This window comes from uncultured Zhongshania sp., assembly GCF_963975605.1.
GTDB classification, from domain to species: Bacteria; Pseudomonadota; Gammaproteobacteria; order Pseudomonadales; family Spongiibacteraceae; genus Spongiibacter; species Spongiibacter aquimaris.
In genome coordinates this window covers 25,128-45,110 of record NZ_CAXBHN010000011.1, presented here as the reverse complement: position 1 = coordinate 45,110, position 19,983 = coordinate 25,128, and the positions used below count along the sequence as shown (strand labels likewise).

Genomic DNA, 19,983 nt, shown 5'->3' with positions numbered 1-19,983 from the left:
CACCAAACCACTGAAATAGTTTAGTATTTCCAGCATATTAGCTCGAAAAATTGATGTCACAAAGTGTATGGGGTCTCACAACCCGTCTGCTGGCAAAGGAAATCTCAAATTTTAGACACCGATACTGAGAGTACATCGCGCTCACTTGGCATTGCGGATATACCAAGTTACGGCAGCGAAATGACAGTTGGATCAGTTTACCTCTGCTTAAGTGCGGGGAAAAAACACCTGTCCGCGCTTGTCTCAAGTATCTGCAAACGCAACGATTCCCCAGACTTCATCGGCCTGTGCACACCAGATGAGTTATTCCGAGGCTTAAATAACGACGCCTCGCAGCTATTAGATCAATGTCTTCAAGCGCAATGCAAACGGGTGCATTTTTGGCATGATCCGGAAGAGATAACCTCAGGGTCCGTTGGCAGTTTACTAAGGGACTTAAAGAAGTTCGCACCCACCGAGCCGCGCTTGTATATCATTGTTGCCAAGGCAACGTCTTTTCCTAGCAAGCAGCAAAAAAAGCTAAACAAGGTACTGGGGAAATGGCAAGCCTGGGCCAGACAATACCAACACACGGTGCTGTTCCTATGTCACGGTTCAGAAAAGACCATTGAAACGGCGGCCTTGCATGCCAACAATTTACTCTCAGGGCTTAGTAGCGCTTACGCACTAGACACCAATCACTACCGATACTTTATCCACCACTGGAACTCCGACGCCAAAGTCATCGCCGACCAAGAGTATTTACTTACCACTAGCTCAGCGGCCACCTTAAAGGCTATCGACATTCCCCGCGAACACATTGCCGATAGTGGTGTAGCAGCTAACAAAGGCTCCGCACACAGCGAGATAGTCACCACCACTAGCGTAGCGAGTGAAATTTCATCCGAACTGGACATCGGTATTGTTGTTGCTTCAAACAACTTAATCATGAATTCATTCGATGAGCTACATAGTGCAACGGTAATTTTCGCCTGCTCATCGCCTACTGAGGTGGTCGAGCTGGCGACGATGACTTACCAGCTCCGCTCCAGGTATCGACAGAATATAAAAATTCTCATCAGGGAAAACGTACAGTGCCTTCGCTACGCAGACGAGCAATTTCTACTTAAGGCAGGCGCCACCCAAATTATCCCGTACATCATTACCAGCACAAGACTAGTAAGCCACATCGATGCAATTCGAAACATCAATGTTGTACGCCAACTTCCGCCCACACTCTATGGCTTACTCGAAAGCAGACAAACGTCTAACTATCGCGGTTATGCTGACTCTTTTGTCTTTGCCAGCTCTGTCACTAAAACCATGGACTCGCAACGCTATTCAGGTGTCGAGCATATACTGGTGCGCTTTGAACCACTGCGTGGTATCAGCTTAGAGCAATCACTTAACCTTTGCTCCATAAAGCGGGATGGCGATTTAATTACTGTTTGTCGCGGGTTTATTTACATTTTTTTGCATGCCTGTCGACTCAACGATGTGGGTGTCGCATTGCGCAACTCACTCGTGCTGCCAGTGCAGGACGCGTTTGGCTCACAGTCTGTGATTCATGACCCCGACGACATTGCAGCCGAGCTAGAACTTATCGACTTATCGACCGATGGAATACCGATGGATATCGGCCAAAAACTATTGGCAAGCAACCCCGAAAAAATTCAAACCAATAAAACCAAAGACCTCATTGCTGTGCCGCTTGCGACACCGTATGTGATCAATTAGAAATGAGGCTAGGCTAGAAAAATGGATATAAGAAGCTTTTTACTTACGCTTATAGTTGCGCTCAGTGCGGGCCTTTTTATTGGCTTTACATTGCGAGACATCAGCCAGCATGTCGTTCAACAGGCCCGAAAACACCTAATTAAACCCAGGTTTCTCAAGCCCTACCAATCAGCGACGCACTCTGACCGCGCGATTGAACCCAAGGTGGACGCATGAGATCGAAGCATAACACCGCAGTAGAAACCGTGGTGCTACCTGCCGGCCTCGGTTGGTGGAATCTTTATTTTATATGCAAAATAGCGTTGTACGCTCAAGGCCTTATCGACTTCCACGCACTTGAAAACTTTACATTTGCCGCCTGTTTACTGCTACCAATCCGCAATCACTACGGCAAAGTCCTTCGACAAATTGTTGCCATCCCGATCGCAGCCGTGCTTCTACACTACGACTCGTTCATGCCGCCGCTATCGCGTCTTTTTTCGCAGTTTGATCAATTTCTTAGCTTTGAATTCAGTTACATTATTGAATTGCTGAGTCGCTTTGTCTCTCTAAAGTTGATTTTAGCTGGAATCGCAGTTGCTTGTATTTACTACTACATGGCGAAATCGATTAGGGTTACATCACTTGTCCTGATTGCCATTGTGGCAACTGGCATAAGCACATTGACCACACCACCCGCTGCGACACAAACAGCAAGCAATACAACAAAGAACGCGGTAACGTCGCCAAACGACACCAGCAATGCGGCCCTGAATCGCTATCTCGACTCGTTTTTTAGCGCCGAGAAATCTCGCCAAACCCAGTTTCCTAGCGCTGACACTCAAGGTGCAGCATTCGATATTCTACTGTTGAGTGTCTGCTCCCTCGGGGTCGATGATATCAAGCTCGCTGGCCTCGAGGATCACCCACTATTCCAAAAATTCGATATCGTCTTTGACGAGTTCAACTCCGCCACAAGCTACAGCGGACCAGCGATCATCCGCTTAAGCCGAGCCACTTGTGGCCAAGCAGAGCACAGCACGCTGTATGGCCCGGTGGACCCAGAATGCCAGCTTTTTCATCAGTTAGAACAGCTCGGCTACGGCAAAGAGCTGATCCTGAATCACGACGGCGTTTTTGATTCCTTTTTAGAAAGAACTCAGCGTTATAGTGGCATTAGCTCCGCCCCCTTCCCCAATACCGGCGTGGCCGCCACCCAAAAAGATTTTTCAGGTGCGTTGATCTACAACGACGGGGGAATGCTAAACGCATGGTGGAAGAATCGACAGACCTTAGACAATGATCGCGTCGCTGCACTATACAATACCACCAGCCTTCACGACGGTAATCGCATACTTAATAAGCCAGCGGTTTTTGGCGTGGCAAGTTACCAACAGCGGGGCAATACCCTTTTTGATGAACTTGCCACATTCCTAGAGAATCTAGAAAAATCCGACCGGAATATTGTCGTTGTACTCATACCTGAGCATGGCGCTGGATTGCGAGGCGACAAGATGCAAATATCTGGGATGCGAGAATTGCCATCTCCTTCTATCACTCACATTCCCGTTGCGGTGAAGGTAATAGGTCCAAACTTACAGCGCAGTGACTCGGTTTTTCATGTTAGAGAAGCCAGCAGCCACCAAGCACTATCGCAATTATTGGCCAATATCCTTGAACAAAAAGTTTTCGATCAAGCTCATTTTAGCGCAGCGCTGCTCAGCTCAAATCTTCCCCAAACCGCGCCAGTATCTCAAAATGAAGGCAGCACTGTGATCAAGGTTAATAGGGAATATTTTATTTCCTTAGACCAACAAACATGGACCCCCTACAGCACAAGCAAATAACTAATTAGGCTAAGCTCGGGCTGCTAGGTGAGTCCCTCAACGCAAACTGAATAGCGCCGAGTTCTTGTCGTTTATCTGTTGATTCAAGGTCCAATAGTCGTAAATCACACCCAATAGAAACAGACCGCCCGTCAACAAATACAGGATGCCGGTCAGCCACTTCCCCAGATAGAATCGATGCAAACCGAACACACCCAAAAAAGTAAGCAGTATCCACGCTAAATTATAACTCGTTGTGCCAGACGCATAATTCGCATCGGCAGCTCTATCCATGCTGGGAATTAAGAATAAATCAACAAACCAACCGATCAAAAATAGTCCAAGAGTAAAAAAATAGATTGTTCCGCTTATCGGGCGACCATAGTAAAAACGGTGGGCGCCCATAAAACCAAAAATCCACAAAATATAAGCCACTACTTTGCTATGGGTGTCGTTCATTGATCATACTTCCCGCAATGGAGTTATGCTTAGACTACAAAGCAAAAATCAAAGTGTAGGGGATTCCAGCCTTAAGCTAAAGGCGTATTCAGTAGTAACTTGCGTAATTAAGCCTTTGCGCTTTCAACGTTTACACTTTGACGATACGACAAAAATTATCGACGCTGGCTGTCCCGTCGTGTTGTTAAGCGGTTCCAGCATCTCTCGAAGATGTAAACCAGCTCTCGAAAAAAGGCTAAGCCATGATGACAGCGTTCGGAAATACCAGGGCGCAGGATCGGTGAATTCGTCACTAAAACCTGCCCAGCTGCCCTCTCGCCAGCCGTCACAATAGGGCTCGCCGCTGTAGTTCGGGTGTAATGTTTGTATTATGCAGCAGCCCTGTGCGGTAAGCGTATCCACTATGGCATGGAGAACATCAGCCACAATTTCATTGCCGAGTAAGGAAAAGTTGCAGACCACGCAATCGACTTTTCGCCCCCATTGACCTTCGGCAAACTCCCGATAGGACATCTGCGTAAAACTACCGCCTAGCGCACTTGCCCGCGCTATTAAACCCGGTACCGCGTCAATGCCCATCGCATTGATGCCCAAATCGCTTAAAGCTCGCACCAACCAACCTTCGCCGCAACCAAGATCTAAAACAAGTTCGGGGGCTTCGGCTACCACCGCATTAACAATGGCGGCATCGGTAACTGTGACACGGCTATGAATTTCGGCGCTGCGTATTGCCTTAGTCCACGCATCAACATTCTTATGCCACGATTGAACTATTACATCATCATTATCACGATTATCCACACCCCACCCTCACTCGGCTGCCTAGCCTGTCACCATGATTCATAAAGCATCAAATAACAAAATGAGTAAATGTTCTTGCAGCAACACTGACACCGGCTTATAACGTCGGTTTACTAATTAAAGCGAACCAGCAAGTGGATTGCCAACATTACAACTCTTATCAATGTCGCTCATGCCAGTGGCTAGACACCAGCTATACGCAGCAACTTGCCAAAAAAGAGGCTGAGCTTTTAGCACTACTCACGCCCCTCGCTCCGCCGCCTTTATTAGCGACTGTGAGTTCGCCACAGCTTGGTTTTCGCTATAAGGCAAAAATGGTGGTCCTCGGCAGGGCCAAACAAGTCAAACTCGGCATCCTGTCACCAAAAGGGAAACCAGTCAGCATTTGTGATTGCCCACTCTATCCTGAGCAAATGCAATCCGTATTACAAGCGCTAGAAGATTGGCTGACAACACTGAACATTGCACCCTATGACATAAAACGGCGCAGCGGTGAATTAAAATACCTTCTTCTAAACCAGAATGAAGTTGGAGTATTTATGCTGCGTTTGGTCTTGCGAAGTGAAGACAGCATACCGCTTATTACCGCTGCACTTCCGGATTTGCTCAGCGCATACCCACAAATTGAAACCGTCTCAGCCAATATTCAAGCAGTTCACGCAGCTATCCTGGAAGGACCGGTCGAGCGGCTTTTACAGGGCACGCCATGGCTGCGCCAAACCCTAAATGGAATACCCCTATATCAGCGGCCAAAGGGCTTTTTCCAAACCAACCCAAATGTCGCGGAAAAATTATATGCGACCGCCGCACGATGGCTTTCTACTTTGCCAATACACCATATCTGGGATTTATACTGCGGCTCTGGTGGCTTTGGTTTGCACTGCCTCACACCCGAACGAACACTTAGCGGAATTGAAATTGAAGCTGAGGCGATCGCCTGTGCAATGCGCAGCGCGAAAGAACTAGGCCTTGAATCAAAGGTCAACTTTCGCGCTCTAGACTCAGCCGCGTTCACAGATAAAAAAGCCAGCAATGCAGATACGATAGCGGCACCCGACATTATCATTGTCAACCCGCCGCGACGGGGTTTGGGCTCAGCCTTGTGCGAAGACCTGTGCGCTATTAATCCTCCGTATATTTTATACTCAAGTTGCAACCCCCAAACGCTGGCTAAAGACCTGATTCAACTGCCAAGCTACCGCATTCAAACCGTTCAATTATTTGATATGTTCCCCAATACCGCTCACTATGAAGTCTTAGTGCTACTAGCTCGTATATAAGCTAGGTGGCAATATCGCTTCTCGACACTCGGCAACACACTACATGCCAACTATTCGATTTAAAGAACACGACTATTTGAGCGCATGCGACGAGTCGGTATTAGATACGCTACTGCGCAATCAGATCTCAATACCCTATGGCTGTCGTGCCGGTGCCTGCCAGGCTTGCACACTTCAAGCGGCTCCCGATCAAATCCCCGACGACTGCCAGCCGGGTTTAACTGAGCAGCAGATCCGGCAAGGCCACTTTCTAGCCTGTCAGTGCATTCCTGAGCAGGATATAGAAGTTAACGCCATCGATATTTCCGAGCAAAAAATATCAGCCACTATCATAGATAAAACACGGTTTGATGAAAGAACCTTACGCCTTCGTCTAAGTTGCCGCTTGCGCTGGCGCGCCGGTCAATATATTACGCTCTGGATTAACAATATTGCCCGTTGCTACTCCATTGCCAGTGTTGCCCGCCTGGACCCATTTATAGAACTTCATATCCGCGCGCAGCCAAATGGTCTCGTTAGCCAGCAACTATTCAATTCAACCGAATTACAGGATGTCATTCACTTCCAAGGTCCCTTCGGGCACTTTGTGTACGATCAGGAATTCGCAAATCAGCCGCTATTATTGATTGGCGCGGGGACCGGTATTGCCCCTCTGATAGGAATTGCGCGCGATGCAATAGACTATGGACATCACGCGAACATCCACTTTCTCGCCCTTGATCACACAACGGAGAATTACGCTCAGCAACAGCTGGACGCACTGGGAAATAGCGCCGCGATTTTTTCGTATCAAACTGATCTCACTGACAACACCGAGACGATAATCGGCAATCAATTTCCGAGTTTGCGCGGGCAGAGAGTGTATATTTGCGGTGGCGAAGATTTTGTACAGAAAATCAGAAAACGGTGTTTTATGCTTGGCGCATCACCGAGGGATATTATTACTGAAGCATTTATTAACTTCGGTTCCCTGCGCTGAAAAATCGTCAGCCTAGACGTTGATACCCTAAATACTCGGCAGTAAATATGTGCTTTCCATGCTGCAAAAAGAACTCAAAATCCCAGAGCCAATCAGCCAGTTGCTGCCGACATTCATCTCGAAACACATAGGTCTGCGCCTCGACTAGCGTTCCCTGCACTTCTACCTTAAGCGCAACTCTCGAATACCAGTCGCCCTCAAATAAATCCAAGCGTGCTAAAACCAACTCATTCACATCGTAATAAACACGGCCCTGCACCTTAGCGGACGCCTCAGGGACGATGGCAGGATAAGCCTCATTGCGAACAGCGTAGCGTGCAAAATCATTCAATGATGCCGATTCTGAAGCTAATGCCTGCCCCGTTACCGCAGCCATTATGTCGTCACACATTAGACTACCGTAAGTAAAAACTATTGCCATAATTGTCTTTGTCATCCTCGCCAAAACAGATAATGTCAGCAAACAACATTCTATCGCCAGATAACATCTTGCCAATGGTCTGGCACAGCCGTCCGCTACGAACATCCCGATAGGGTTGCGAAGCGACCTGGTTCCTCTGCCGCAATTGCTTTGCTGCCAAGGCCTGATAAAAATAAGGACGCATCGACCAATTTGACCCTAAATTATCGTTGTCGACGATCCATTTTCGCTTACCCTCACCGTTTACAACTTCATAATTTGGTGAGATTTGCTCACCGCTACAATTGCAGACAAACACTCGTAAAATGCCATCTGGTGGCGCCGTTAAGTTATTAAATTCTACGGTATGACCTTTCATGGCAGACTGGATCGAAAGAAAATAGAGTTCCATTTCTTCCATATACAACATCAACTGCTTTTCGCGGTTTAAATTGCGTTCAACATAGCCTTTAAGTAGGCCGCGAATGATCTCTTTGGGGGCGTTTGAATCTATAAACTCTGGCAGAGCTGGCCAAAAAAAATAGCCCTGGACGTAGCGCGCGCCGCACTCCAGTGCAAAATAAAACTCTTGCTCAGTTTCGACGCCTTCACACAAAAGTTTGCTACCCGTGCGCCGCGCTAAATAGGCAATACTCTGCACCACTTCTTGAGACACGCCACCAGACATAGCGCGCTTAAACAGGCTCATATCTAATTTTATGATATCCGGTTCAAGCGAAATAATTCGATCTAGATGTGAGAACCCCGCGCCAAAATCGTCGATAGCAACATGCATTCCAGCGGCGCGATAACGCGCTAATAAGCGTTGCATATTCTTGTTATCACCCGCCCCTTCAACGAATTCAATAAGAATTCGACTGGGGTCTACACCCAACTTCTTTGCCATTTCAAGGGTCGGAACTGGCATATCATCGGCCACGTGATCCATCCACTCCGGCGATAGATTTAATGACAGAAACACATTGTGCGGACTTTCGGAAAGGTAGGCTATGGCTTGCTCACGAACACTGCGATCAATACCAAGTAGGTCTGCGCGGTTGAAACCGGGATCGCTAAATAAAGCCCCAATAGAAACGATTTGCCCATCTGACGATCGCGTTCTAGCTAGCGCTTCGTATCCAACGATCGACATTTTACTAATGTCAATTATTGGCTGAAAACACGGGAAATATTGCACTTCCACTCCGCTATAGAACCTTTGTAAGAGCTAACAAAGTAACTAAGCAAAAACAATTTTACAAGTACTGTTTCCTTAGAAAACCTAACCCAAGTAACAGCTTAGATGATTAATCTCAAAAAAAGACCAGCATTGCGCTGGCCTTAGTCTCCTTACTAAATAATCACTTAACGAAATAATTCGCCACTCTCAGCGCGACTCAGTAACAGAGACGGCACAGCAAAATCAGAGCCGTAACGAGCCTCTAGCTCTCTGGCCCTAACTACAAAAGCGTTTAATCCATACGCATTTATGGCTTGAAAGACTCCGCCGGTTTGCGCGGGGAAGCCAATACCCATAATCGAGCCGATATTACCGTCACCGACGACGTCAATTACGCCTTCTTCCATGCATTTCACCGCCTCTAAGCACTGACTAAACGTGAGGCGATCTTTAATATCTTGATAGGGAATATCGGTATAGCCATTCTTAGCGAAGGCATCTTTCAAACCGGACCAAATGTGTTTTTTGCCGCCTGCGGGGTATTCGTAATAGCCACCGCCGTGGATTTTACCCTTGCGACCGAATTCAACGACCATGCGATCTAAGACCCGCGATGCCGCATTGTCATGCCATTCACGGCCCTGCGCGACGGTGTCGGCTTTAGCCTGCTGTCCATTTTTATAAGCGGTTTCTTGACTAATTTCATCGATGGCCGCTAGCGGACCAACCGGAGAACCGTTGTCGCGAGCAGCGGATTCAATCAAAACCGGATTCACCCCCTCCTCAAGCATAATGGCGCCTTGGGTGACGGTCTTGCTGATGACACGGGTGGTAAAGAAGCCCGGAGCATCATTAACCACAATCGGCGTTTTACCTAGCTGCTGCGCAAGGTCAAAGGCCTTCGCAAGCGTTTCATCAGAGGTTTGCACACCGCGAATAATTTCCACCAAGGGCATTTTTTCTGCGGGTGAAAAGAAATGCATACCGATAAAGTTTTGCGCCCGCACACTGGCCTGAGCCAATTCAGAGATCGGTAACGCTGAGGTATTTGAAGCAAACACACTGTCGCTCGCCAACACAGCTTCGCATTCGGCAGTGACGGCTGCTTTAATACCGCGATCTTCAAAAACCGCTTCGATCACCATGTCGCAGTCAGCAAGATCGTTGTAATCCGCTGTCGCGTGAATCAAGGCCATGCACTTGCTCATCGCGTCTTCAGTCAGCTTACCCTTGGCCAGACCCTTGTTAAAAAAGGCCTCTGCGTAGCCGCGGCCGCGATCTGCATTTTCTTGGCTGATGTCTTTTAGCACAACCTGAATACCCTTCTGGGCGGCAACGGTCGCAATACCCGCACCCATTTGCCCCGCGCCTAGGATCCCTAACTTTTTACATTTAAAGCGCTCGCTGACATCAGGCCGACTCGCGCCTTTATTCAAGGCTTCCATCTGCACAAAAAATGCCGTCATCATATTTCTGGCGGTTTGATCTAGTAACAAACTCAAAAAATAGCGCCCTTCAATCTTTTGGGCAGTATCAAAATCTACCTTTGCGCAATCTACCACACAGGCAAAAATCGCATTCTGCGCAGGCATCAAATTCTTCGTTTGTACCATTACATTTGCTGGGCCAAAAAAAGTTAAGCCCTGATTCGCCGGCTCATCTGGCCCGCCGCCGGGAATAATGAACCCGTCTTGATCCCAGGGCTGCTTGGCGTCGGCATGTGTTTTAATCCACGCCTTTGCCTTGGCGTGCATATCTGCCTCATCCGCCGCTAATTCATGCAGCAAACCTTTCTCTAATGCCTGATCAGCCTTTAAGCGACGTCCTTGGCTAATAAGGCCAATCGCCTCTTGCATACCGAGCAAGTAGGTCATGCGGACCACGCCACCAGCGCCGGGCATGAGACCGATCATCGCCTCAGGCAAGCCCACTTGAACACCCTGTATCGCCACACGGTAATGACAGGCCAAGGCTATTTCAAAACCGCCACCGAGTGCCGGACCATTCAAGCCCACCGCCACGGGTACGCCTAGGGTTTCGAGCTGACGCAGAGGTGCTTTTGTCGCTATCACCCCCTCGTACATTTTTGTTTTTTCTTCTGCGCTGGGATTTAAATCCATATCCAGCATTTCATTGATATCGCCACCAGCAAAAAACTGCCCAAGCTTACCACTGCGCACGTACACACCGCTTACGCCACCCTGAGCTACCATGGCCTGCAATTCAACGATCGTCGCGCGCATCGCCTCGTCGTATTCTCGCCCCATGGTATTTACTGCTTTACCGGGCTGATCAAAAATCAACTCTACAATGCCGTCGCTATCTTTTTCCAAGCGAATATATGCCATGATATTTTCTCTCTGCTCTGCCGGTAGCCGAGATCAGTTCAAGCCCGGCTACCATTATTTCTTTAGCTTATTCACCTAAGCCGAATGACTAGCTCAGTGATTCCATGTCGTTACTGTACGGTTACGAAGTGCTTAAACTCGCTCAATAACCGTTGCAATACCAATGCCGCCGCCCGCACATAGCGTGACCACACCGCGCTTTAAATTCCGACGTTCAAGCTCGTCCAATAAGGTGCCAAGAATCATCGCACCGGTCGCGCCAATCGGATGCCCCATCGCGATCGCGCCGCCGTTAACGTTGATTTTTTCGTCTGGAATATTCAGCACTTTCTGATAGCGCAGCACAACCGAGGCAAAGGCTTCATTCAGTTCAAACAAATCTATATCGTCGACTGTTAATCCGGCCTTTTTTAATGCCTTTTCAGTGGCCGGTGCAGGCCCCGTTAGCATGATAGTGGGTTCAGTGCCGACTAATGCGCAGCTCAAAATACGTGCTCTTGGCGTCAGGTTTTGCTCCTTGCCAGCCCGCTCGTTGCCCACTAATACCAACCCAGCACCATCGACGATGCCAGAGGAATTTCCCGGGGTATGCACACAGTGGATATTTTCCAACTCAGGATACTTCAGGCGTGCCACACCGCCGTGACCAAAATCGTCAAACATCTGGAAGGCAGGCTTTAGCTTTGCTAAGCCAGCTAAGTTGGTGTCGCCACGAATAAACTCATCGTGGTCAAGAATCGTCACACCGTTAAAATCCTTGACTGGTACTATCGATGTAAAATAGCCCTTTTCTCTAGCCAATGCTGCACGCTGTTGTGACATCACCGCATAGCGGTCAACATCTTCACGGCTGAATCCGTCCATGGTCGCGATCATATCGGCGCCAAGACCTTGGGAAATAAAATAGCTCTTCATCGCCACCCAGGGGTCGCCTGTTGCGCCGCCACTGGCACCGATTCCCAGACGAGACATGGACTCCACGCCGCCCGCAGCAACCAAATCTTCGTAACCCGCAGCGACTTTTGCCGCCGCCATGTTCACCACGTCTAAACCGCCGGCGCAAAATCGATGCAGCTGCGCACCCGTGGTTACATCATCCCAGCTCGAATACACCAAAGCCGCCTTGGCGATGTTCTGCCCCTGTTCTTTTACTGGCTCGCCGCAGGCTAAAATCAGATCTTCGACTTTAGAGGTATCCAGATCATGGCGCTCTTTTAACGCCTCTAAGAGATTGGTCACCAAATCGATAGGCTTAACCTCATAGAGCGAACCTCCGCGCTTACCTTTGCCACGCGGTGTACGAATCGCATCGTATATAAATGCTTCTGTCATGGAATATCCTGTCAAACTGAGATGAATGTTATCGCTTAAGCTATCTACCACGGAACGCACAATGGCCGTCCGTAGGTTTTAAGACAATGACATTTCCGGTCAACACACTGACAGAATTTTTGAAAAGGAATTTAAAACAATGACTTATGGCAAAGTAAGGACAACGGCGACAAATAAAGAGTGCGCTGAATGGATATAGCTAGCGCCACTCCCTAACGGTTATTTTCCCGCTCTTGTTGGCGATACTCGCCCGGTGTGGTGCCCGTCCATTTTTTGAAACAGCGATGAAATGCAGAGGGATCGGTAAACCCCATTAGGGCAGCCACTGCGTTAATCGATAACTCAGAGTTACCGAGATAGGCCATTGCAGCGTCTCGACGACACTCATCCTTAAGTTGCTGAAAGGTCGTACCCTCTTTTTTAAGACGACGACGCAAGGTGGGTGCCGACATATTTAAGGCGTCGGTAATACGCTCAAAACTAGGAAATCCCTGCGAAAAATCGTGGCCGATCATCGCTCTGACTCTCGCCACGAGACTGCCGTCATCCCGCGCACCACTCATCACCATTAGGGGATACGGTGCAGTGCGCAGAAATTCTTTTAATGTGCGCTCATTATGAACCAGCGGATAGCTCAGGTAGCGGGTATCAAATACGAACTCATCTCGAAGCTGGCCGTAATACACTGGGCAGGAAAACAGCTGCTGATACTTTTCGACGCGGGTTTTACCGGATGGTGATTGGCCCGCAAATCGCACTTCTTTTAGTTCGATATTGCTACCGACTAGCCAGCAAAAAAACCGGTGCCAAATCGATAAGCCATACAGGTCGGCCATGTCGACTTTATCGCCAGCAAAGCCTTTTTTAATACTGCCGTAACCGACAATCGCGCTATATTTGCGCGTATCTAAGTAAATTTGGGCATCGGCATCATAGAAGGTACGAAAAAACTCACAGGCGCGCTTTATCGCCTTCTCCAAATTCTCACAGCCAATAATGCAGTAACACATCATCCGAAACGCACCCGGCGTCACACTCTGGCCGAGCATTAAGCCAAAGGCCTCATCCTGCAATAGGCTCATCACCTGCTGATACAGCTTGGTGTATTGCATCGCAGAAATATTGGCTTGATAGCCTGCAGACCGGCTATTCAGGGGGTTAAAGCCAATTCCAGCAACCGTTAAGAGGCCGCTGTGGTCGTAACCTCTCTCCGCGGCAAGGTTCAGCAGCGACCGGGCAAATTTGGTCGGCACGGTTTCTAAATCAATATTACTCAGCAGATTTCTCCAAGGCGTTTTATCTATTATGTGTAGTCTAGCATCGCTGAATTACAGGCAGCAGTAATATCCATTAACCGCATAATTATCAACTATATTGAATTGATCTTATAAACTGCCATAATCACTACTATGACTGAAGCTCAATTCGACCTGCTAATGACTGGCGATACCGCCCCCGGTGTGGATCGGAATATCGCCGTTAGTAAGCTCGCCACGCTATTTAAACGCCCTGTCGAGCAAGTCGACAAGCTGCTCTGTGGAAAGCCGAGCCGCGTCCGTAAAAACCTAAATCAAGCTGAGCTTGAGCGCTACCAAAATGCCTTCGAAAGTATTGGCGTAATCACCAAAGCAGTGGCCTCAGCGCAAGCAGCAGACGTCCCGCAAATTGACAAAACCCCTGCTACGCTAAACCTGTGTCCAAACGGCACACCCGTGCTCAGTGAGGACGAACGTTATAGGCCTGCCGTCGCAGCACCCGATACTGATCACCTTAGTGTCGCTGACTCCGGTGAAAACCTGAGCAGTAACGACTCGATACCGGTGCCCGCACCTGACACCGACCATATCAGCGTAGCGCCGGTGGGAAGTACCATATTACCGCCGGCACCCAAAGAAAATCCTCCGCAAAAGTCCCTTAGTCATTTGAGCTTATGCGGACCCGGCACCCCACTCCTAGACAAAAAACCAGAGCCTAATTATCGGGTGCCCAATACCGAACATCTTAGCCTGCAATAAACATCCACCTAGGCGATTCCGACTTTACCGCGGAAACCGCAGCACTATCCGCAAACCAGGATTGTTATCTTTCAATTCAATATAGCCGTCGTGTAAACGCACCACTGCCTGCACCAAGCTCAAGCCAAGACCATTGCCTGGGTGACGACTGCGACTGTGCTCAACTCTAAAAAAGCGCTGAAAAACCCGTTCCCGATCTTCTTCCGGGATACCTATACCACTGTCAGCCACTTCTATTCTGACAATACTGCCCTCGACGGCGAGATTAACCTGGACCCGACCACCCTCAGGGGTATATTTAATCGCGTTATCTACCAGATTGGCGACAGCCTGAAATAGCAAATTGCGGTCGCCATTGAAGCTACCCACTTTGGCCAAACCGGTGTGAAAAGTTTGCTCCTTTTCAGCAGCCAACGGTTCGTAAAGCTCAATAACATCGGTCACCAAGGTGCACAAATCAACCTCGGCAAACCCTGAGCGCCTATGTCCCGTTTCCACCTGCGCTATACGAAGCAATGCGCTAAACGTACCCAGTAAACCATCGGCCTCTTCTATCAAACTTTCCAGTTGGTCTCGACTGGCGTGATCATCACAACTTTCGTGAAGCTCACTAAGCTTATTTCGAAGCCTAGTCAGAGGTGTACGCAAATCGTGGGCAATATTATCCGAGACCTGTCGCACTCCCGTCATTAGCGCTTCAATCCGGTCCAGCATTTGGTTTACGCTTTCGGACAGGCGCAGAAAATCACCGCTGCTGGTTTTGGTATCGATACGCTCCGACAAATCACCCGTCATAATTCGACGCAGCGTGATATTTATATTGTCGACACGTCGCAGCGTTAACGCGGTAACGATGGCACCGCCAATAGTCCCCAATAAAATAGTGGCTACCATACTTCGGGTTAATGCCCCGCCCACTAGCTTGGTACTATTCAGCACATCAGCATAATGACGTGCAACCAATACATGCTCCCCCCCCGCCAACTGGCGAGAGCGCGCTATGAACTCAGTACCGGTAGAATCTGGATCACTGGTTAAAGATTCAAAACTGAATCCCAGCCAGCCATTACGGTATTCCTCGCTGTCCGGCCACTGATCGAGGTTGCCGGCAATCTTATTAAGATTTTCATCACCCACATAATAAAAAAAACGAATAAGACGATCGGGACCACTATGGGACTTTACAAAGGCGTCGACCGCAGATTCACCACCGCTCTCGTATGCGGTACTTAAATCTTTAAGTTCGGTATCAACAGACTCGTGAACCTTGGCAAAAAAATCATAGGCAATAAATGCATAGATCAATGCCAGCACCATAAATACGGCGACACTGAGCCACGCAACATAGCTGACCAAAAAGCGGAAGGTAAAACTGGTAAAAATTTTACTGAGAATCATCCAACATATATCCAGCGCCACGAACTGTGTTCAATAAGGGTTTATCAAAGCCTTTGTCTATTTTTTGGCGCAGGCGGCTGATATGAACATCAATGACATTGGTCTGCGGATCAAAGTGATAGTCCCACACGTTTTCTAGCAGCATTGTGCGGGTCACTACCTGGCCGGCGTGACGCATGAGGTATTCCAATAATTTGTATTCACGGGGCTGAAGATTAAAAGGCTGGCCGGCGCGGGTAACCTTATGTGCCAGCAAATCCATCTCTAAATCGGCTACCTTTAACCGAGTTACAGCTGATCCCGCTTCCTGGCGACGCAAGATGACCTCGATACGAGCCAACAGCTCTGCGAAGGCAAATGGCTTTACTAGATAATCGTCACCACCGGCTTTAAGCCCTTTCACGCGATCATCAACCTCACCTAATGCACTCAAGATCAGCGCTGGCGTGCTGTCATTCGACGCGCGCAGGGTTTGAATAATGGTTAATCCGTCGACATGGGGAAGCATACGGTCAACGATAAGGGCGTCGTACTGCTCCGTGGTTGCCTTCACCAAACCGGTTTTGCCGTCCGCCGCGTGCTCAACTTGATACCCACTTTCACGCAAGCCTTTAACGATATATTCCGCTACGCTCGCATCATCTTCTATCAATAAAACCCGCATCTATACTAATCCCTTCCGTTTTTATTATGGCTTCGCGGCGCCATGACTTTCACACAGCGAAACACCCATCGATGAAAGACCTAAGTTGGTGAAGTACATCTACTTATTCACCCTTAGTATGGGGGCGCGTACACTTTTTTCCAACAGCTACAGCTCCGACATGGGAGACTAACAGCAATGAATAATATAAAAAATGTATGCACCTGTCTTATACAATATGTAAGCAAGCTTCATTATTTGATCTTACTGAGCTGCGGCCTACTGCCCTGCACAGCGCTTGGTGATAATTGGGGCAAAGAATCGGTCAATGACATCACCCTGCCACGGCACGAAAAGCTTAGCTATCGCCCAACAATCACGTTTTGTATCGAGCGCGATGAAAACACTGGTAAATTCCAAGCCTACAACGCCAACCAAGCGCGATTCAATCGCGTGTGGATGGAGCAAAATAACGCGAAACACGGCAGTGATGCCAGTAAAGCCTTGATTAAAATGGGGATAAAGGCGCTGTATAAATCGTTTCACAATCGCAGCGCTGGCGCAAAACGCTTTTTACCCGATGAAGAAGGTCGGGTTGCTGTCTCACAGTTCACCGGCTATGACGCTGATTACAAAGTCCACTTAAGCAGCGATTCAATCACCCTCGGTTTAGCGTTGGCGTTTTAAGCTAGCTACACCTATCGAGTTAGGCCCTGTTACAATGTGGTGGTTTCTGATGTGGATCTACCGCCAATGCCGCCAAAAGTTAAAAAACCCGTTACTCCCCCCAATACCAATGCCATTGAAGATGCTAAGCCTATTCTCCAGCAAGGGCCGCCTGGCGTTTTCCGTCGACTCGCCGTCATCGTCTACGACAGCTTTTTACTATTTGCGGTTCTATTTGTCGCCACCTTAATTCCAGCCTACATCCTCAGCCCGGAAATGTTCGCCGCCAAACCTGCGAATGACAGTGTTGTACACGAACTTAACATCCCAATGCAGGGGTGGATTTATCGAGTTTATTTGGTCGCGCTGATTATCCTTTTTTACGGCTGGTTCTGGCGCAAAAGTGGTCAAACTCTTGGTATGCAAGCTTGGCGTATAAAACTGGAAAGTGTCAGCGGTGGCAAACCGAGTTGGTCACAGTGCGTTACTAGGGTACTTGTCGCGGGGGTATCGTTTGCGGCAGCTGGGCTAGGCTACTGGTGGATATGGTTAGATAAGGAAGGCCGCTCATGGCATGACCTAGCCTCAAAAACAGTATTGCGCTCAATACCAAAAGACAAGAAAAAAGCCTGAGTAATTGCTCAGGCTTTTTTCATTAACATAAGGGTGCCCGCGACAAAACAAATGCCAATCGGCAAAATACTCGCGTAAATTGGGTCAAAACCATAGACCATGCTGGACGGCCCCAAAATATCTTGCAGGGTTCTAAAAACAATCCCCACCATCACGCCTACAAAGACCCTAAAACCCATTGTTACATTTCGCAATGGGCCAAATATGAAGGAAATAGCAACGAGAACCATGCCCATAATGGTGAGCGGTTGAAGCAGCTTATTCCAAAATGCCAACTCATAGTCGCCCGCATTTAACCCCTGCTTTTTCAAATAATTGGCATATCGCCACAACCCGCTTATCGATAAATCTTTTGGGTCCAATACAAGAATATTCAAAAGCTCTGGAGACAAACCACTCTCCCACGGCAACTGGGGCACAAACTCAAACTTGGCGCCCTTCGATGTTAAATCAACAATCTTTGCCGCCTCTAATGTCCACGCACCGTCAATATAGTGGGCGCGCTCAGCGAAGATATTACGCTCTAACTGCCGCTTATCATCGAAGCTGAAAATACTTACGCCAAACAGCACCCCATTGGGCTGCACTGCATTAAAATGCATGAATTGCTGGCCTTCGCGGTGCCACATACCGTGCTGGGAATGGATATTCTGAGTTTTTTGCAGCGCTACCGCGCGCTGACTTTCTGCTATTTGCTGCGATACTGGCGCAACAAATTCCGCGACGCACAAACCTAATATGGTGATAGCTAAGGTAGGCTTAATGACCGCGAAGACTAACTGGCGCGTCGACACGCCCGCGGCGCGCATCACAATTAATTCACTGCTGCTCGCCAGTGATCCCAAGCCTGCTAAACACCCCACCAAGGCCGCAAAGGGAAGATAGTCATAAAAACTACCCGGCGACGTCAGGCCTACATACTGCAGCACTGACCAAAACGTATAATCGCCGCGCACTTCTTTGAGGCCGTCAATCAGCGACGACAACAAATCAAGTCCGACGATCACAAGCAGCACCAAAATAATTGCGCCGGCGACGGTCCTACCTATATAGCGATTAAGCTTAGCCACGTCGACGCCTCCAGCTTAACCACCAGTGGCGCCACATGCTGTCTCGGTACAATAAAATCAAACCCAATAACAAAAACACGATGTGCACTATCCACATACCAGGGAATACCGGCCATTCTCCTTTGGCAATTGCATCGCGAATCGCATTAAGGCAAACCAAATACACCATATAAATCATAAAGGCGGGGAACATTTTGCCGTAGCGTCCGCGGCGATGATCAGTTTTACTCAGCGATACGGCGATAATGGCTGCTATCGGCACCAAGAGAGCAAGGGAGATGCGCCACTGAATCGCCGCTATATCCTCCAATTTACTAGACCCCCACAGTTCTGCCGTGTCCTTGCCGTCTAGTTCCTGACGATAGGTTTTAACTTCTGAATCGCGAAGCAATTGATCAAGCTGACTAAAACTTGTTACTTGGTAGTCCATAAATCCAGACTGCCCTACATAACGCACGCCATCATCTAATACCAAGTAGCGTTGACCGGACTTCTTGTCAATTTCAAAACGTCCCTGAGCAGCAGTGACCAGCGACACCAAGGGCCGACCGCCATCTACAATCGGCTCGGGCTGCGCTATAAAGACCCCCTCCATCGTTTGATCGTCGCGATTGGCACGTTCAATATACGTTACCCGCCCATTGGCTTTATCGACTCGAAAACGCCCTTCTACGGCAGCCTTCACGCCAATTTCCGAACGACTTTCCGCAAGCAAGTCGACGTAAGCCTGTATACCAGAGGGAGTGACGATTAGACTAACGTAGCCAACAATGGCCGCAGTGAAGAAGCCGGGAATGAGGGTATATGCCAAAAGGCGTCGTCGACTCATGCCACAGGCACTCATCACGGTCATTTCACTGTCGACGTAAAGACGCCCATAAGAGAGAAGAATGCCGATAAAGAGGCCGAGTGGCAGCACAACTTCCAGAAAATTTGGCAGGCGGTACATCATCACCAAAAACAAAACATCAGGCGCAAAATCACCCGACGCAGCTTGACCGAGGTATTTTACGAATCGCCCACTCATTATAATAACAAGCAACGTGAGAGTAACGGCAAACACCGTCTTGAGCATTTCGCTAGCGAGGTACCTAAATAAAATCAAACAACTATCTCTCCACCGCTCGTACTAGTACTCAATCGCCGACCAAGCACCTTATTTTTTGCCTTGGCAAACACGAATATACGTAAAACCAAGTAATTTAAGAATCTACTCTAGGAAGTAAGCAAAGATTACAGAGCAGTTAAAACGTTTTCT

The 19,983-nt window shown here is 48.5% G+C and carries 18 protein-coding genes; 7 read left to right on the top strand and 11 right to left on the bottom strand.

Annotated features, from left to right (window positions below; genetic code table 11):
* The first annotated feature begins 63 nt into the window (after positions 1-63).
* Together AAC007_RS10905 and bcsG are read left to right on the top strand one after the other, a co-directional pair.
* Entirely contained in the window at positions 64-1,716 is a 1,653-nt protein-coding gene (locus AAC007_RS10905) for a BcsE family c-di-GMP-binding protein (protein ID WP_339676727.1), read from the top strand.
* Positions 1,717-1,928: 212 nt separating this feature from the next.
* Positions 1,929-3,542 (top strand): cellulose biosynthesis protein BcsG, encoded by a 1,614-nt coding sequence (bcsG, locus tag AAC007_RS10900; protein WP_339676724.1) that lies wholly within the window; start codon positions 1,929-1,931, stop codon positions 3,540-3,542.
* A 36-nt stretch (positions 3,543-3,578) separates the two neighbouring features.
* On the opposite strand, the gene AAC007_RS10895 is transcribed toward bcsG, so the two are convergent.
* Entirely contained in the window at positions 3,579-3,980 is a 402-nt protein-coding gene (locus tag AAC007_RS10895; RefSeq protein WP_339676722.1) for a TM2 domain-containing protein, read from the bottom strand.
* A gap of 123 nt (positions 3,981-4,103) precedes the next feature.
* Positions 4,104-4,781, bottom strand: a complete 678-nt coding sequence (locus AAC007_RS10890; RefSeq protein WP_339676721.1) for a class I SAM-dependent methyltransferase — start codon at positions 4,779-4,781, stop codon at positions 4,104-4,106.
* Positions 4,782-4,915: 134 nt separating this feature from the next.
* Between AAC007_RS10890 and rlmC the strand changes: the two genes are divergently transcribed.
* Entirely contained in the window at positions 4,916-6,061 is a 1,146-nt protein-coding gene (gene rlmC / locus AAC007_RS10885; RefSeq protein ID WP_339676719.1) for a 23S rRNA (uracil(747)-C(5))-methyltransferase RlmC, read from the top strand.
* A gap of 43 nt (positions 6,062-6,104) precedes the next feature.
* A complete protein-coding gene (locus AAC007_RS10880; RefSeq protein ID WP_339676717.1) occupies positions 6,105-7,040 on the top strand; it encodes a 2Fe-2S iron-sulfur cluster binding domain-containing protein in 936 nt (311 codons plus the stop codon).
* Positions 7,041-7,047: 7 nt separating this feature from the next.
* Here the strand turns inward: AAC007_RS10880 and AAC007_RS10875 are convergent, their stop codons facing one another.
* The 5 genes from AAC007_RS10875 to AAC007_RS10855 form a co-directional block, all read right to left on the bottom strand.
* Positions 7,048-7,431, bottom strand: coding sequence for a gamma-glutamylcyclotransferase family protein (locus AAC007_RS10875; RefSeq protein WP_339676715.1), 384 nt, complete (start codon positions 7,429-7,431; stop codon positions 7,048-7,050).
* Between the two features lie 4 nt (positions 7,432-7,435).
* A complete protein-coding gene (locus tag AAC007_RS10870; protein WP_339676712.1) occupies positions 7,436-8,638 on the bottom strand; it encodes an EAL domain-containing protein in 1,203 nt (400 codons plus the stop codon).
* A gap of 167 nt (positions 8,639-8,805) precedes the next feature.
* Positions 8,806-10,968 (bottom strand): 3-hydroxyacyl-CoA dehydrogenase NAD-binding domain-containing protein, encoded by a 2,163-nt coding sequence (locus AAC007_RS10865; RefSeq protein WP_339676711.1) that lies wholly within the window; start codon positions 10,966-10,968, stop codon positions 8,806-8,808.
* 132 nt (positions 10,969-11,100) lie between these two features.
* On the bottom strand, positions 11,101-12,300 hold the full coding sequence (locus AAC007_RS10860) for an acetyl-CoA C-acetyltransferase (RefSeq protein ID WP_339676709.1): 1,200 nt from the start codon (positions 12,298-12,300) through the stop codon (positions 11,101-11,103).
* A gap of 212 nt (positions 12,301-12,512) precedes the next feature.
* On the bottom strand, positions 12,513-13,553 hold the full coding sequence (locus AAC007_RS10855; protein ID WP_339676707.1) for an AraC family transcriptional regulator: 1,041 nt from the start codon (positions 13,551-13,553) through the stop codon (positions 12,513-12,515).
* Positions 13,554-13,709: 156 nt separating this feature from the next.
* Between AAC007_RS10855 and AAC007_RS10850 the strand changes: the two genes are divergently transcribed.
* Positions 13,710-14,315 carry a hypothetical protein gene (locus AAC007_RS10850; protein ID WP_339676705.1) on the top strand — a complete coding sequence of 202 codons (606 nt, stop codon included), beginning with the start codon at positions 13,710-13,712 and terminating at the stop codon, positions 14,313-14,315.
* Positions 14,316-14,339: 24 nt separating this feature from the next.
* Here AAC007_RS10850 and AAC007_RS10845 read toward each other — a convergent pair whose 3' ends face one another.
* Entirely contained in the window at positions 14,340-15,713 is a 1,374-nt protein-coding gene (locus tag AAC007_RS10845) for a HAMP domain-containing sensor histidine kinase (RefSeq protein WP_339676704.1), read from the bottom strand.
* A complete protein-coding gene (locus AAC007_RS10840; RefSeq protein ID WP_103683491.1) occupies positions 15,700-16,377 on the bottom strand; it encodes a response regulator transcription factor in 678 nt (225 codons plus the stop codon). Before AAC007_RS10840 ends, AAC007_RS10845 begins: the two co-directional genes overlap by 14 nt.
* A gap of 177 nt (positions 16,378-16,554) precedes the next feature.
* On the opposite strand from AAC007_RS10840, the gene AAC007_RS10835 reads away from it, so the two are divergent.
* Both AAC007_RS10835 and AAC007_RS10830 read left to right on the top strand, forming a co-directional pair.
* Positions 16,555-17,043 carry a hypothetical protein gene (locus AAC007_RS10835; protein ID WP_296436393.1) on the top strand — a complete coding sequence of 163 codons (489 nt, stop codon included), beginning with the start codon at positions 16,555-16,557 and terminating at the stop codon, positions 17,041-17,043.
* Between the two features lie 51 nt (positions 17,044-17,094).
* Complete coding sequence (locus tag AAC007_RS10830) at positions 17,095-17,655, top strand: RDD family protein (RefSeq protein WP_339676699.1); 561 nt, start codon at positions 17,095-17,097, stop codon at positions 17,653-17,655.
* Positions 17,656-17,663: 8 nt separating this feature from the next.
* Here the strand turns inward: AAC007_RS10830 and lptG are convergent, their stop codons facing one another.
* Both lptG and lptF read right to left on the bottom strand, forming a co-directional pair.
* Positions 17,664-18,725 carry an LPS export ABC transporter permease LptG gene (gene lptG / locus AAC007_RS10825; protein ID WP_295872451.1) on the bottom strand — a complete coding sequence of 354 codons (1,062 nt, stop codon included), beginning with the start codon at positions 18,723-18,725 and terminating at the stop codon, positions 17,664-17,666.
* On the bottom strand, positions 18,718-19,830 hold the full coding sequence (lptF, locus tag AAC007_RS10820; protein WP_339676695.1) for an LPS export ABC transporter permease LptF: 1,113 nt from the start codon (positions 19,828-19,830) through the stop codon (positions 18,718-18,720). The genes lptG and lptF overlap by 8 nt, the downstream gene beginning before the upstream one ends.
* Positions 19,831-19,983: the final 153 nt, after the last annotated feature.

What these genes read in the sequence shown, in the direction of transcription:
- bcsG (WP_339676724.1), top strand. Translation starts at nt 1,929, where the DNA reads ATGAGATCGAAGCATAACACCGCAGTAGAAACCGTGGTGCTACCTGCC.
- AAC007_RS10895 (WP_339676722.1), bottom strand. Translation starts at nt 3,980, where the DNA reads ATGAACGACACCCATAGCAAAGTAGTGGCTTATATTTTGTGGATTTTT.
- AAC007_RS10880 (WP_339676717.1), top strand. Translation starts at nt 6,105, where the DNA reads ATGCCAACTATTCGATTTAAAGAACACGACTATTTGAGCGCATGCGAC.
- AAC007_RS10875 (WP_339676715.1), bottom strand. Translation starts at nt 7,431, where the DNA reads ATGTGTGACGACATAATGGCTGCGGTAACGGGGCAGGCATTAGCTTCA.
- AAC007_RS10865 (WP_339676711.1), bottom strand. Translation starts at nt 10,968, where the DNA reads ATGGCATATATTCGCTTGGAAAAAGATAGCGACGGCATTGTAGAGTTG.
- AAC007_RS10860 (WP_339676709.1), bottom strand. Translation starts at nt 12,300, where the DNA reads ATGACAGAAGCATTTATATACGATGCGATTCGTACACCGCGTGGCAAA.
- AAC007_RS10850 (WP_339676705.1), top strand. Translation starts at nt 13,710, where the DNA reads ATGACTGAAGCTCAATTCGACCTGCTAATGACTGGCGATACCGCCCCC.
- AAC007_RS10845 (WP_339676704.1), bottom strand. Translation starts at nt 15,713, where the DNA reads ATGATTCTCAGTAAAATTTTTACCAGTTTTACCTTCCGCTTTTTGGTC.
- AAC007_RS10840 (WP_103683491.1), bottom strand. Translation starts at nt 16,377, where the DNA reads ATGCGGGTTTTATTGATAGAAGATGATGCGAGCGTAGCGGAATATATC.
- AAC007_RS10835 (WP_296436393.1), top strand. Translation starts at nt 16,555, where the DNA reads ATGAATAATATAAAAAATGTATGCACCTGTCTTATACAATATGTAAGC.